This is a genomic window from Pseudomonas sp. NPDC087814 (assembly GCF_044742865.1).
Lineage (GTDB): Bacteria > Pseudomonadota > Gammaproteobacteria > Pseudomonadales > Pseudomonadaceae > Aquipseudomonas.
The window spans coordinates 20,231-32,122 of sequence record NZ_JBIUVK010000046.1 but is presented as its reverse complement, the minus strand read 5'-3'; the positions used below and the strand labels follow the sequence as shown (position 1 = coordinate 32,122).

The window sequence follows — 11,892 nt, the reverse complement described above, 5'->3', positions numbered from 1 at the left end:
TGACCCGCACCCGGTGATCGTGCATCAGTACAAGTAACCAGTCGTTAGGCACGCCCAACCAACGGCTTCCACTTGAATGGGCATTTAGAGAGAAGACCCCATGAACGCCCCGCTCCGCATCAACGAAGCTCTTTTGATCGCAGACCGTGCCTTCCAGCCCTTTCAATGTGTGGCCTGGCACGATGGCAACGGCGCCCTGAGCCTGAGCGTCATCGACCGCACCAATACCCGTATCGGTAGCAAGCAGCTGTCTTCCAGCACTTATACCGACCCGGCACAGCTTGAGAACTTGCTGTTGCAGGCCCGTGCCGAACTCGACAAAGATGGCTACCAGTTGCAATCCTGGGCAATGCCCAAGTAACTGAAGCGTGCGTGAGACGGCACCCGAAAGTGTGCCGCCCGGCTGCGCAGTATATTGACCCGCACTAACTCAAGTGGACAGTCAGCCATGCAAGTTGCAACTTTGCATAGCTGACTACTTATTAGTGTGGTTACCGATCAATAGGCCGAGAGAATAAACCGCTCGATGGCTTCCGCCGCACCGTCATCGACATTGCTGCCGGTCACGACGCTGGCCTGGCGCTTGACCACCTCTTCTGCCTGGCCCATGGCAATCGACAACCCCGCCACATGAAACATCGCCGGGTCATTGCCGCCATCACCGATGGCTGCGGTCTGTTGCAGTGGCACACCGAGGTGCGCCGCAAGGGTTCTCAATGCTTCACCCTTGTTGGCCTTCATGGCGGTGACATCCAGGAACACCGGCTGCGAACGCGACACCTGGGCCAATCCCTCGACCCTGGGCTGCAACTGCGCCTCAAGCTCCATCAGCAGCTGGGTATTGGTACTGGCCGCAACAATCTTGTCGACCCGATCCAGATACGGCTCGAAGCTCTCCACCACAATCGCCCCATAGCCCAGGCCGTGCTCCTCGCGAACCGCCATCGGTCCGCCGGGATCGCGACGCAGCCAGTCGCCGTCGGCAAACAGCCAGACTTCAACGTCCGGCTGCGGCGTAAACAAGGCCAACGCCACCAGCGCCGCTTCTGCCGGCAAGTGATGCGCCACCAGAATACTGCCGTCGGGATTGACCAGCGTGCCGCCGTTGAAGCCGGCAATCGGCACATCGATGCCCAGTGCTTCGACCTGCTGACGCATGGCCTTGGGCGGTCGCCCGCTGGCCAGGCTGAAAAACACCCCGGCCGCGCGCAAGGCGCGAACCGTATCAATGGTGCGCTGGCTGAGGCTGTGATCCGGATGCAGCAACGTGCCATCCATATCACTCAACACAAAACGGATGGGTTGACTCGGCAAGTCACTCATCCGAGGCTGTGCCAGGTACGGCCATCGCGGGCCAGCAACGCATCAGCCGCCGCCGGGCCGTCCTCACCCGCCTTGTAGGCCTGGATGCCGTCGTCCTGCTTCCACGCATCGAGAAAAGGCTGCACCGCACGCCAGCCGTTCTCGATGTTGTCGGCGCGCTGGAACAAGGTCTGGTCGCCGGTCATGCAGTCGTAGATCAGGGTTTCGTAACCTGTCGACGGCTGCATCTCGAAGAAGTCCTTGTAGGCAAACCCCAGTTCCACGTTGGCCATGTCCAGGGTCGGCCCGGGCTTTTTCGCCAGCAGGTCGAACCACATGCCTTCATTCGGCTGGATCTGGATCTTCAAGTACGTCGGCTTGAGTTCATCGACCTCGGTATCACGGAACTGCGCGTAAGGCGCCGGCTTGAAGCAGATGATGATCTCGGTGTCGCGGATGCTCATGCGCTTGCCGGTGCGCAGGTAAAACGGCACACCCACCCAACGCCAGTTGTCGATCAACACCTTGAGGGCAACGAAGGTCTCGGTGCTGCTGTCGGGCGCAACATTGGCCTCTTCGCGGTAACCCGGCAACTGCTTGCCGCCGACTTCACCCGAGGTGTACTGGCCACGCACCGAGTTGGCCCGTGCGTCTTCCAGCGACCAGGGCCGGATGGCCCCGATCACCTTGGCCTTCTCGCCCCGCACTGCGTCGGCACCAAAGGCAGCCGGCGGTTCCATGGCGACCATCGCCAGCAACTGGAACAGGTGATTGGGCACCATGTCCCGCAGGGTGCCGGTGTGTTCGAAGAAACTGCCACGGGTTTCCACGCCGACGGTTTCGGCGGCGGTGATTTGTACGTGGTCAATGTAGTGGTTGTTCCAGAACGCCTCGAACAGCACATTGGAAAAACGGCTGATGAGGATGTTCTGGACGGTTTCCTTACCCAGGTAATGGTCGATGCGGTAGATCTGCTTTTCGCTCATCACCTTGAGCAGGCAGGCGTTCAGCGCTTCGGCGGTGGCGAGGTCGGAGCCGAACGGCTTTTCGATCACCACCCGGCGGAACGCCTCCGGGGTTTCTTCCAGCAAGCCGGCCGCGCCGAGGCGCTGCACCACTTCGGCGAAGAAACGCGGCGCAGTGGCGAGGTAAAACACCGCATTGCCAGTACCGCTGTCGGCAATCTTCTTGCCGATATCGGCGTAGGTGCCGTCGTCGAGGAAATCACCCTCGACGTAGCTGATGCCTTTGGCCAACTGTTCCCACAATGCAGGGTCCAGGGCGTTCTCGGCATTGCCCTTGACCTTACTGGCGGCCTCGGTGCGAATGAAGTCCTCGAGCTTCTTGGCGAAATCGGCGTCGCTGATGGCGTTGTGATCAACGCCGACAATGCGCAAGCCATCGCCCAGCAGCCCGTCGCGGCTGAGGTTGTACAGCGCCGGCATCAGCAGGCGCTTGACCAGGTCACCGTGGGCACCAAACAGAAACAGTGTGGTGGGCGGAGCGGGTTCGGCCTTGGGTTTCTTGCCGTTGGCGGTCATTTTTTGGGAGTCTCCACATGGCCGCCAAAGCCGAAGCGCATGGCAGAAAGCATTTTGTCACCGTAGGTACTTTGCTGGCGGGAGCGGAAGCGTGCGAACAGCGAGTTCGACAGCACCGGAACCGGTACCGATTGTTCCATGGCGGCCTCGATGGTCCAGCGGCCTTCGCCACTGTCGGCGACCGAGCCGGAATACCCGTCGAGCTTCGGATCGGTGGCCAGGGCGTCGGCGGTCAGGTCCAGCAGCCAGGACGACACCACGCTGCCGCGGCGCCAGACTTCGGCGATATCGGCAACATTCAGGTCGAAGCGCTGGTCTTGCGGCAGGTTCTCCGAATTCTTGGTCTTGAGGATGTCGAAACCTTCGGCGAAGGCCTGCATCATCCCGTACTCGATGCCATTGTGGATCATCTTGACGAAGTGCCCGGAACCGGCAGGCCCTGCGTGGATATAGCCGCGCTCGGCACGGCTGTCCGCTGCGGCGGAACGGTCCTTGGTACGCGGGATGGTGCCCAGGCCCGGTGCCAGGCTTTCGAAGATCGGGTCCAGCAGCTTAACGGTCTCGGCGTCGCCGCCGATCATCATGCAGTAGCCGCGCTCCAGGCCCCAGACGCCGCCGGAGGTGCCGACGTCGACATAGTGCAGGCCTTTTTCCGACAGGGCCTTGGCCCGACGGATGTCATCCTTATAGAAGGTGTTGCCGCCGTCGATGATCACATCACCGTCTTCAAGCAGTTGGCTCAGTTCTTCAATGGTGTTCTCGGTCGGGTCGCCTGCCGGCAGCATCACCCAGATCGCCCGGGGCTTTTGCAGCCCGGCCACCAGGCCTGCCAGGTCAGCAACGCCCGTGGCGCCCTCGCCTGCCAGACCTTTTACGAATGCTTCATTGCGGTCGTAAACCACGGTGGTATGCCCATTGAGCATCAGGCGCCGCGCAATGTTGCCACCCATGCGGCCTAGTCCAATAATCCCCAGTTGCATGTGCTGATGCTCCTTACTACGAATAAATGTGTGTCACAGTTTATAGCGCAATGAGGCTAATGAGGGTTAGTCCAGAGCGGATTGGCATAGTTTCATGACAAAAAGTGGCCATCCTTTCGCCTTCAGTGGGTTAAAAGTCACAACGACCATCAAAAATAAAAAAGTTCCCTTCATTAAAAAAAGAATTCAGAATTGCCCCGACTGTTGCCGAGAGCCTCGATTCAAGCGCTCTGGCACCGCGATAGACCGGCTATTTGCGAGGTAAGCAATGAGCACTGCACACATGACCCGTCCGCCACAGACCCTCTACGTCACGATTCGCCGCGATGAATTGCGCCAGTTGAAAAACGAGCGCGACCAACTGCAGCAGGAAGTCATGCGTCTGCGCTCGCACCTGCAGGGCCAGCTCAATCAGCCGTCCGGCACCCAGCCCGTACTTTGCTGAACGTGGGCTGAACGAACCGTTCAGGAATAACTCACGAAGTTTTCACATCCCCCTCCCGATACTCCCGCCGAATAGGGCCGCGCTACGCGCGCAGGCCCTCTGTTTGCGTGCGTCCCTGCGCGTTGACACTGAAAATTATCGGGTTGGAGCGCTGGATGGCGATGTTCAAACGCAGCACTACGTCTGCGAAAGGTTTTGATTGGGCCGGCCTCGGCTGGATGTTTCTGTTCTTCTGGTATTTCTCGGGCATTACCCAACTGCTGATCCAACTGACCGGCACCTCCGGCTTCAGTGGTTTCCGCCAGGCATTCTTCATGAGCGCCCTGTGGCTGGCGCCGATGCTGTTGTTCCCGCGTCGCGCGCGCCTGGTGGCGGGGTTGATTGGCGTGGTGCTGTGGGCCTGTTCCATGGCCAGCCTGGGTTATTTCTTCATCTACCAGCAGGAATTCTCTCAAAGCGTCATCTTCATCATGTTCGAGTCGAACATCTCTGAAGCCGGCGAATACGCCACCCAATACTTTGCCTGGTGGATCGTGCTGGCGTTCATTGCCCACACCGCCATGGCCGTTTTCCTGTGGACCCGCGTACGCCCGGTTTACCTGCCACGTGGCCAGGCCATGCTGGCGGCTGCCGCAATCGTGATTGCCATCGTCGGCTACCCGCTGGTCAAGCAGATCGCCAAGAGCGAGACCATGGAACTGGCCATCGACCGCTTCGAAACCCGTATCGAGCCGGCAGTGCCATGGCAGATGATCGTCGCCTACCGCCGCTACACCGAACAACTGGATAACATGCAAGGCATGCTGACCAGCGCCAGCAAGATCCCGCCCCTGACCAACCTCAAGGACAGCATGGCCGGCCAGCCGTCGACCCTGGTGCTGGTGATCGGCGAGTCCACCAACCGCCAGCGCATGAGCCTGTATGGCTACCCGCGCAACACCACGCCGGAACTGGACAAGCTGCGGGACCAACTGGCGGTGTTCGACAACGTCATTACCCCGCGCCCATACACCATCGAGGCGCTGCAACAGGTGCTGACCTTCGCCGACGAAGAAAACCCGGACCTGTACCTCAAGACCCCGTCCATCGTCAGCGTGATGAAGCAGGCCGGCTACAAGACCTTCTGGATCACCAACCAGCAGACCATGACCAAGCGCAACACCATGCTCACGACCTTCTCCGAACAGGCCGACGAGCAGGTGTACCTGAACAACAACCGCAACCAGAATGCGCGCCAGTATGACGGCGACGTGCTGGAGCCGTTTGCCAAGGCTATGTCCGACACCGCCGAACGCAAATTCATCGTGGTGCACCTGCTGGGTACCCACATGAGCTACCAGTACCGCTACCCGCCGACCTTCGACAAGTTCACCGACCGCCAGGGCGTGCCTGAGGGGGTCAGCGACGCACAGTTGCCGACCTACAACAGCTACGACAATGCGGTGCTGTACAACGATTTCGTGGTGTCGAGCCTGATCAAGGACTACGCCAAGACCGATCCGAACGGTTTCCTGCTGTACCTTTCCGACCACGGCGAAGACGTGTTCGATTCGGCCGGCCACAACACCCTGGGCCGCAACGAAGGCAAGCCGACGGCACCGATGTACACCATTCCGTTCATGGCCTACGCATCACCCAAGTGGCGTGAAAGCCATGACTGGAGTTTTGCCGGTGACTTGCAGCGCCCTTACACCAGCTCGCAGCTGATCCATACCTGGGCCGACATGGCCGGGTTGAGCTTCGACGAACTGGACCACAGCAAGAGCCTGGTCAGTGACAGCTTCAAGCCTCGGCCACGGATGATTGGCGACCCGTATGCACGCCAGCAAAAACCGCTGATTGATTTCAGCCTGATCAAGCCCAAGCCAGACGCCGTCAACGTGGTCGTCAAGTAGCTTGAATCGCCCGGGTTTCATCCGCGCAATGCGGTGAAACCCGATTTGGCTGCAACGCAAAGCTAATAATTATTCTCGTTTAGCGCTAAAGTTCCCCGCCTCCTTTCGTCTTTGAGCCAATGGCATTTTTCATAGACGACAAGGAGTTCGCCGCGATGTTCGCGCCTATTACCCGTTCCATGACCTTGACCCTGGGCCTCTTCAGCGTGGTGCTGAGCCCGGACCTGCTGGCCGAAAACGACCCCGACCAGGAATCCCAAGCGCCGGCCAAAGCCCTGGAACTGGGCAGCACCAGCATCACCGCCGAAGGCCTTGGCGCCAACACCGAACACACCGGTGCCTACACCACAGGCTCAATGGGCACCGCCACCCGGCTGAACCTGTCCATCAAGGAAACCCCACAGTCGGTCTCGGTGATCACCCGCCAGCAGATGGACGACTTCAACCTCAACACCCTGACCGAAGTGATGCGCCAGACCACCGGCGTGGTGGTGCAGCACCTGGACTCCGACCGGGTCGGCTATTCCTCGCGCGGCTACGGCATCACCAACTTCCAGATTGACGGCATGCTCAACACCTTCGGCCGCATGAAGTCCGATGCCGACACCATCATCTACGACCGGGTCGAAGTGGTCCGCGGCGCCACCGGCCTGACCACCGGCGCCGGCGACCCCTCGGCCACGGTCAACATGGTGCGCAAACGCCCGACCGCACAGTGGCAGGCCAAGACAGGCGTCAGTGGCGGCTCCCACGACAATTACTACAGCTACCTGGACGTTGGCGGCCCCCTGGCATTTGACGGGCGCCTGCGCGGCCGCACGGTTCTCGCCTACCGTGACACCCAGTCCTACCGCGACAACTACGCGCTGCAACGGGAAGTCGGCTACGGCATCCTCGAAGGCGACCTGACCGACGACACGGTGCTGGCGGTGGGCTTCGATTACCAGAACAAGCATGTGCAGGGCACCGCTTGGGGCACCTTGCCCTACTGGAACAGCGACGGCAGCAAAGCCAGGCTGCCCCGCTCCGCCAACATCGCGGCCCACTGGAGTTCCTGGCCGCTGAAAGATGAAACCACCTTCGCTACCCTCGACCACCGCCTGGCGGGTGACTGGCACCTGAAGGCCGCCTATACCCACCGTGAAAGCGACACCGACGGCAAGGTCTATTACGGCGGCTCAGGCTTCCCGAATGCCGACCGCAGCGGCATGACCGCCTGGACCAGCCACATGCTCGGCACCTCGAAAATGGACGTGGTCGACTTGAACCTGTCCGGGTCCTATGCCCTGCTGGGTCGTGAGCACGAATTGATGGTGGGTTACGGCGAGTCCGAGCAGCGTGACGCTTCGCCACACCTGCGCAGCGGTACGGTGCCGAAGGACTACACCAGCATCGACGATTGGAAACACATGGGCGGGATCGGCAAATTCCCCGACACCAACACCGGCCTCAAGGGCGAACAAGGCAGCACCCGCCAAAAGGCCGGCTACCTGGCCACCCGCCTGAGCCTGACCGATCGCCTGCATGCGGTATTGGGCAGCCGCTACGGCAGCTGGGAGATCGAGAGCACCACCTACAACTACAACAGGGACACTGACCAGTTCCTCGGTACGTCAAAATCCAGCCAGACCCACAACGACATGTGGACACCCTACGCCGGCCTGCTCTACGACCTGACCCCGGAGTACACCGTCTACGCCAGCTACACCGATATCTTCAACCCGCAGGAAGAACGCACCGCCGGCAAGCAATACCTGGAGCCGGTGGTAGGCAGCAACTATGAAGTGGGCATCAAGGGCAGCCTGCTGGAAGAGCGCCTGAACCTGGCGGCCGCGTACTTCTGGAGCAAACAGGACAACGTCGCGGAACTGGACAGTTTGACCCCACCGGATCCGGAGACCGGTGAGCAGTTCTTCACATCCGGCGGCAAAGGCAACAAGGTTCAGGGTTTCGAGGTAGAGGTGTCCGGAGAGGTGCGCCCCGACTGGAACCTGACCGCCGGATACACCTACACCCACTCCCTGAACGGGGACAAGCAGCGCAATAACACCCACCTGCCGCTGAACCTGCTGCGCGTGTCCACGGCCTACCGCCTGCCCGGCGAATGGCACGCGCTGACGGTCGGCGGCGCGGTGAATTGGCAAAGCGACTTCTACGACTTCGCCTATCGCCCGGTTGGCCGGGACACCAATGGAGCCCTGATCAGGGAGCGCACCCGGATCACCCAGCAGGCCTATACCGTGGTCAACCTGATGTCGCGCTATGAGTTCGATGACCACTTGTCGGCGTCACTTAATATCAACAACCTATTTGATAAAAAATATTACGAGCGCGTCGGCTTCTATAACGGCGTGTATTGGGGAGACCCGCGCTCTATCAGCGTTGCACTGGACTGGAAGCTCTGAATTCATCGCTGCTAAAGATTGGAAGTTAACGAAATCGTTAACTTTCGGTCAGCGCGAGGTTAACCCTTACTTAATATCATTGGCCCACAGTCTCCCCATCCCGCCGCTGATGACAACGCGCGGACCCAACACACTTACTGAGACACTGCCATGAAATTTTCGACTGTTATCCTTGCCGGCCTGATGACCATGACTTCCGTAGCCGCCTTTGCAGAAGGCGGCTCAGAGCGTTCGAAGGAGTTCTACAACAACTTCACCTTCGTTCAGGAACAGACTCACGGTGCTGCCCAGCAAACCGCAATGGCTGACGGCAAGACCGAAAAGCCGGCAACGGCCGACCAAACTACGAACACACCGAACAGCTGATTTACCCGCAATACCTGTGCTATTCCGCTCTGATAGCCAAGGTCAATTTGGCGCCACTTGCTGGCGCCTTTTTTTGCCTTTAATTAAATAAACATTAATTAAAGCGGCTTGCTCCAGAACAACATCCGGCCATGTTGCGGATCAAATACCGAATCATCAAACCCAAACTTTCGATACGCCGACTGCGCCACGGCGTTGCCTTCAAGCACCTCGAGGGTGATCTTGCAGCAACCGCGCTGGCGAGCAATTTCCTCGACCTTTTGCAGCATCTTCTGACTCAGCCCCAGGCCACGGAATTGATCCATCACCACCACGTCGTGCACGTTGACCAGCGGGCGGCAGGCAAAGGTGGAAAACCCTTCAAAGCAGTTCACCAGGCCGGCCGGCGTACCGCCGACAAAGGCCAGCACACTGAACGCGTGGGCACGCTTGGCCAGCTCTGCCGGCAGTTGCTGCAAGCGGTCGGCCGGCAGGCTGTGGCCACCGCCCATGGGGTCTTCGGCGTAATGATTGAGCACCAGGCCAATGGCCTCGGCGTGTACCGGATTGGTGTAGCTGGCTTGCAGCACCAGGATGTCTGCGCTGTCCATTTCCTTCCTCGTTGACGGTGCGACAGGGACTCGGTCCCCATAAAAGGGCTCGATTGTAAGCGTGGTGCAGGCATTAGATGAAGGAGATTAACTACATTTGCCCGCGTGAAAGCGCGCCAGGCTCGCCAAACCGTGCCAGTTGCATCTCCTGCAGGCGGCTCAGGGTGCGGCGAAATGGAAACTCCAGGTAACCCTCGGTGTAGAGGCTTTCCAGCGGCACCCGGGCCTCGATGTACAGCGGCACCTTGCGGTCGTAGCACTCGTCCACCAACGCGATGAAACGCCGGACGCTGTCGTCATGCACCGACAGTTCCGGCAGTTCCCGGTCCCCGGCGTCCACCCGTTCGGCAGCGTCTTCGGTGCCCCGGGCGATTCGTCCCGGGCGCTTTTGCGCGCTGAGGTTGGGCACCTCGCCGAGCAAAATGGCCTTGAACCGATCACACAGCAGCATGAAATCCATCGCCGCCAACGGCTGTTCACACAGATCGGCGTAGCGACACCACAGCACGGTTTCACCGGACTGCACTGCCACGATGGAACGGTAGCCGACCGCAACCGGGTCGCTGCTCACTGCCTGCCCGGCGCTCAACTGGCGAAACACCTCGGCCAACGCGTCGGGCTGGTCGACCCAGTAACGCTGCAGTGCGGTGCCCGGGTGCAGCCGATGATCCTCCCCGCCATCGACTGCCACCACCCGCATATGCTGTTTGATCGCCTCGATTCCCGGCAGGAAACGATCCCGGTTGAAACCGTCGGCGTACAGCTGGTCCGGTGGCTGGTTGGACGTGCAGACCATCACCACGCCTTCCTCGAACATCACCTGGAACAGCCGGCCGAGGATGATGGCGTCACCAATGTCGTTGACAAACAACTCATCGAAACACAGCACCCGCACTTCCCGGCTCAGTTCGCGGGCCAGGGCCTGCAAGGGATCGTGGGTGCCCGTTAGCTGGAATGAACGCTGGTGCACCCAGCCCATGAAGTGATGAAAATGCTGGCGCCGCGCTGGCACTCCCAGGCTTTGGTAGAACTGGTCCATCAGCCAGGTCTTGCCCCGGCCGACCGGGCCCCACAGGTACACCCCGGTGATGGGTCCATGGCCGTGGTGCAAGGCCTGATGGCAGTCCTGCAGGGCTTGCACCGCCTCGCGCTGGGCGTCGTCGGGGACAAAACCCTGTTCGGTGATGGCGTGCTGATAGGCGGCAAGTGGCGAGTCGAAAGTCATGCCCGGCAGTATGCCATGACGGCTACAGGGAAATATCCAATCGGGCAATCTTGCCGTGTTCATTGAGGCGGAAGGTATAGCGCAGCTCCAGCGGGCTGCCGGGAAAGCTGCCGGTGATCAGGTTGCTGACCAGCACCTTGCCCGTGCGGTGCTGCACATTCAGCACCTGGACCCTGGGCTGGTAACGACGCCCGGTGTCTTCCATCCAGCGGGCGATGGCGGCGGTACCGACCCGGTGCTCGCCTTCGTCGAACACGTTGGCATCTTCGGCGAAACAGGCGGCCACCAGCGAGGTGTCGCCGGCATTCGCCGCGGCAATGTAGGTTGCAATAGCCGGGGCCAGTTCAGGGGTGGGTTGGGACATGGTGACAGCTCCTTTTTAGTGATTTATGGAGCCATCCTAAAGCAGCGTTGTGTCAGTTCTTGTCAGGAGTGAACGGCCCGGATTCGTTCTGTTCCATCAGCTTGCGCCAGCCCCGCAACCAATCGCTGCGGCGCCCCGGATACCGTTCACCTTGCAGGCGCGCGGCGGCCACTCGGTCGGTGCGGAAGGTGCGATAGGCCCCACGCAATTCACACCACGCGACGATCACCCGCACTTCGTTGAGAAAGCCCAGGGCCAGGGGCCAGATCAGGCGCTGGCTGGCGGTCTGGCTGGCATCGGCGTAGTCGATGTGCAGTTTGGCCTGGCCGCGAATGGCCTCGCGGAACACATTCAACGGCACGCGATTTTCCGGGTAGCCGAAGCCTGGCGGGCCCGGCAGCACCGTCGGATTGCGCAAGGCTTCCTGGGCAGCCGGGTCAAGCACGTCGGCGATCTTTGCAAGCGCATTGGCCGCCGCCTGGCTCAGTACGTCATCACCGCGCTGGTCGACATACCGCAAGCCCAGCACGATGGCTTCGGTCTCGTCGGCATTGAGCATCAGCGGCGGCAGGAACAGGCCCGCACGCAGCACATAGCCCACGCCCGCCTCGCCGTAGATCGGTGCGCCCAACGCGGTCAGTTCGGCGATATCGCGGTACAGCGTGCGCTCGGAAATCTCCAGTTCTGCCGCCAGCACGGCGGCCGTCACCGGGCGCTTTTTGCCCCGCAGGACTTGCAACAAGGTCAACAGACGACTGGTACGCGACACGTTGATCATG

At 60.6% G+C, this 11,892-nt stretch carries 12 protein-coding genes; 5 read left to right on the top strand and 7 right to left on the bottom strand.

The window, feature by feature from the left end; all coding sequences use genetic code 11:
* Positions 1–100: 100 nt before the first annotated feature.
* The gene (locus ACIOMR_RS24955) at positions 101–361 is read left to right on the top strand and encodes a hypothetical protein (RefSeq protein WP_003217933.1); all 261 of its coding nucleotides are present in this window, start codon (positions 101–103) and stop codon (positions 359–361) included.
* A gap of 137 nt (positions 362–498) precedes the next feature.
* Here ACIOMR_RS24955 and ACIOMR_RS24950 read toward each other — a convergent pair whose 3' ends face one another.
* The 3 genes from ACIOMR_RS24950 to gnd are packed head-to-tail and all read right to left on the bottom strand — an operon-like array spanning position 499 to position 3,847.
* Entirely contained in the window at positions 499–1,323 is an 825-nt protein-coding gene (locus ACIOMR_RS24950; protein ID WP_003217930.1) for an HAD family hydrolase, read from the bottom strand.
* On the bottom strand, positions 1,320–2,843 hold the full coding sequence (gene zwf, locus ACIOMR_RS24945; RefSeq protein WP_003217928.1) for a glucose-6-phosphate dehydrogenase: 1,524 nt from the start codon (positions 2,841–2,843) through the stop codon (positions 1,320–1,322). The genes ACIOMR_RS24950 and zwf overlap by 4 nt, the downstream gene beginning before the upstream one ends.
* Positions 2,840–3,847, bottom strand: a complete 1,008-nt coding sequence (gnd, locus tag ACIOMR_RS24940) for a phosphogluconate dehydrogenase (NAD(+)-dependent, decarboxylating) (protein WP_256579633.1) — start codon at positions 3,845–3,847, stop codon at positions 2,840–2,842. The genes zwf and gnd overlap by 4 nt, the downstream gene beginning before the upstream one ends.
* A 244-nt stretch (positions 3,848–4,091) precedes the next feature.
* On the opposite strand from gnd, the gene ACIOMR_RS24935 reads away from it, so the two are divergent.
* The 4 genes from ACIOMR_RS24935 (at position 4,092) to ACIOMR_RS24920 (ending at position 8,934) form a co-directional block, all read left to right on the top strand.
* Positions 4,092–4,268, top strand: a complete 177-nt coding sequence (locus ACIOMR_RS24935; RefSeq protein ID WP_158660300.1) for a DUF6026 family protein — start codon at positions 4,092–4,094, stop codon at positions 4,266–4,268.
* Positions 4,269–4,423: 155 nt separating this feature from the next.
* Positions 4,424–6,163 carry a phosphoethanolamine transferase CptA gene (locus ACIOMR_RS24930; protein WP_087694370.1) on the top strand — a complete coding sequence of 580 codons (1,740 nt, stop codon included), beginning with the start codon at positions 4,424–4,426 and terminating at the stop codon, positions 6,161–6,163.
* A 155-nt stretch (positions 6,164–6,318) separates the two neighbouring features.
* Positions 6,319–8,568, top strand: coding sequence for a TonB-dependent siderophore receptor (locus tag ACIOMR_RS24925; RefSeq protein WP_214498687.1), 2,250 nt, complete (start codon positions 6,319–6,321; stop codon positions 8,566–8,568).
* A 150-nt stretch (positions 8,569–8,718) separates the two neighbouring features.
* Entirely contained in the window at positions 8,719–8,934 is a 216-nt protein-coding gene (locus tag ACIOMR_RS24920) for a hypothetical protein (protein ID WP_003217916.1), read from the top strand.
* Positions 8,935–9,032: 98 nt separating this feature from the next.
* On the opposite strand, the gene ACIOMR_RS24915 is transcribed toward ACIOMR_RS24920, so the two are convergent.
* The 4 genes from ACIOMR_RS24915 to ACIOMR_RS24900 all read right to left on the bottom strand — a co-directional run bounded on the left by ACIOMR_RS24915 (position 9,033) and on the right by ACIOMR_RS24900 (position 11,882).
* On the bottom strand, positions 9,033–9,524 hold the full coding sequence (locus ACIOMR_RS24915; RefSeq protein WP_008432012.1) for a GNAT family N-acetyltransferase: 492 nt from the start codon (positions 9,522–9,524) through the stop codon (positions 9,033–9,035).
* Positions 9,525–9,615: 91 nt separating this feature from the next.
* Positions 9,616–10,749, bottom strand: a complete 1,134-nt coding sequence (gene zapE / locus ACIOMR_RS24910) for a cell division protein ZapE (protein WP_401196932.1) — start codon at positions 10,747–10,749, stop codon at positions 9,616–9,618.
* Between the two features lie 22 nt (positions 10,750–10,771).
* Complete coding sequence (locus ACIOMR_RS24905) at positions 10,772–11,113, bottom strand: nuclear transport factor 2 family protein (RefSeq protein ID WP_401196929.1); 342 nt, start codon at positions 11,111–11,113, stop codon at positions 10,772–10,774.
* A gap of 52 nt (positions 11,114–11,165) precedes the next feature.
* Positions 11,166–11,882 carry a YafY family protein gene (locus ACIOMR_RS24900; RefSeq protein WP_032898885.1) on the bottom strand — a complete coding sequence of 239 codons (717 nt, stop codon included), beginning with the start codon at positions 11,880–11,882 and terminating at the stop codon, positions 11,166–11,168.
* Positions 11,883–11,892: the final 10 nt, after the last annotated feature.

Bases quoted from the DNA above. Each gene is read 5' to 3' on its own strand.
- ACIOMR_RS24930 (WP_087694370.1), top strand. From the start codon at position 4,424: ATGGCGATGTTCAAACGCAGCACTACGTCTGCGAAAGGTTTTGATTGG.
- ACIOMR_RS24955 (WP_003217933.1), top strand. From the start codon at position 101: ATGAACGCCCCGCTCCGCATCAACGAAGCTCTTTTGATCGCAGACCGT.
- ACIOMR_RS24920 (WP_003217916.1), top strand. From the start codon at position 8,719: ATGAAATTTTCGACTGTTATCCTTGCCGGCCTGATGACCATGACTTCC.
- zapE (WP_401196932.1), bottom strand. From the start codon at position 10,749: ATGACTTTCGACTCGCCACTTGCCGCCTATCAGCACGCCATCACCGAA.
- zwf (WP_003217928.1), bottom strand. From the start codon at position 2,843: ATGACCGCCAACGGCAAGAAACCCAAGGCCGAACCCGCTCCGCCCACC.
- ACIOMR_RS24935 (WP_158660300.1), top strand. From the start codon at position 4,092: ATGAGCACTGCACACATGACCCGTCCGCCACAGACCCTCTACGTCACG.
- ACIOMR_RS24905 (WP_401196929.1), bottom strand. From the start codon at position 11,113: ATGTCCCAACCCACCCCTGAACTGGCCCCGGCTATTGCAACCTACATT.
- ACIOMR_RS24925 (WP_214498687.1), top strand. From the start codon at position 6,319: ATGTTCGCGCCTATTACCCGTTCCATGACCTTGACCCTGGGCCTCTTC.
- ACIOMR_RS24915 (WP_008432012.1), bottom strand. From the start codon at position 9,524: ATGGACAGCGCAGACATCCTGGTGCTGCAAGCCAGCTACACCAATCCG.
- ACIOMR_RS24950 (WP_003217930.1), bottom strand. From the start codon at position 1,323: ATGAGTGACTTGCCGAGTCAACCCATCCGTTTTGTGTTGAGTGATATG.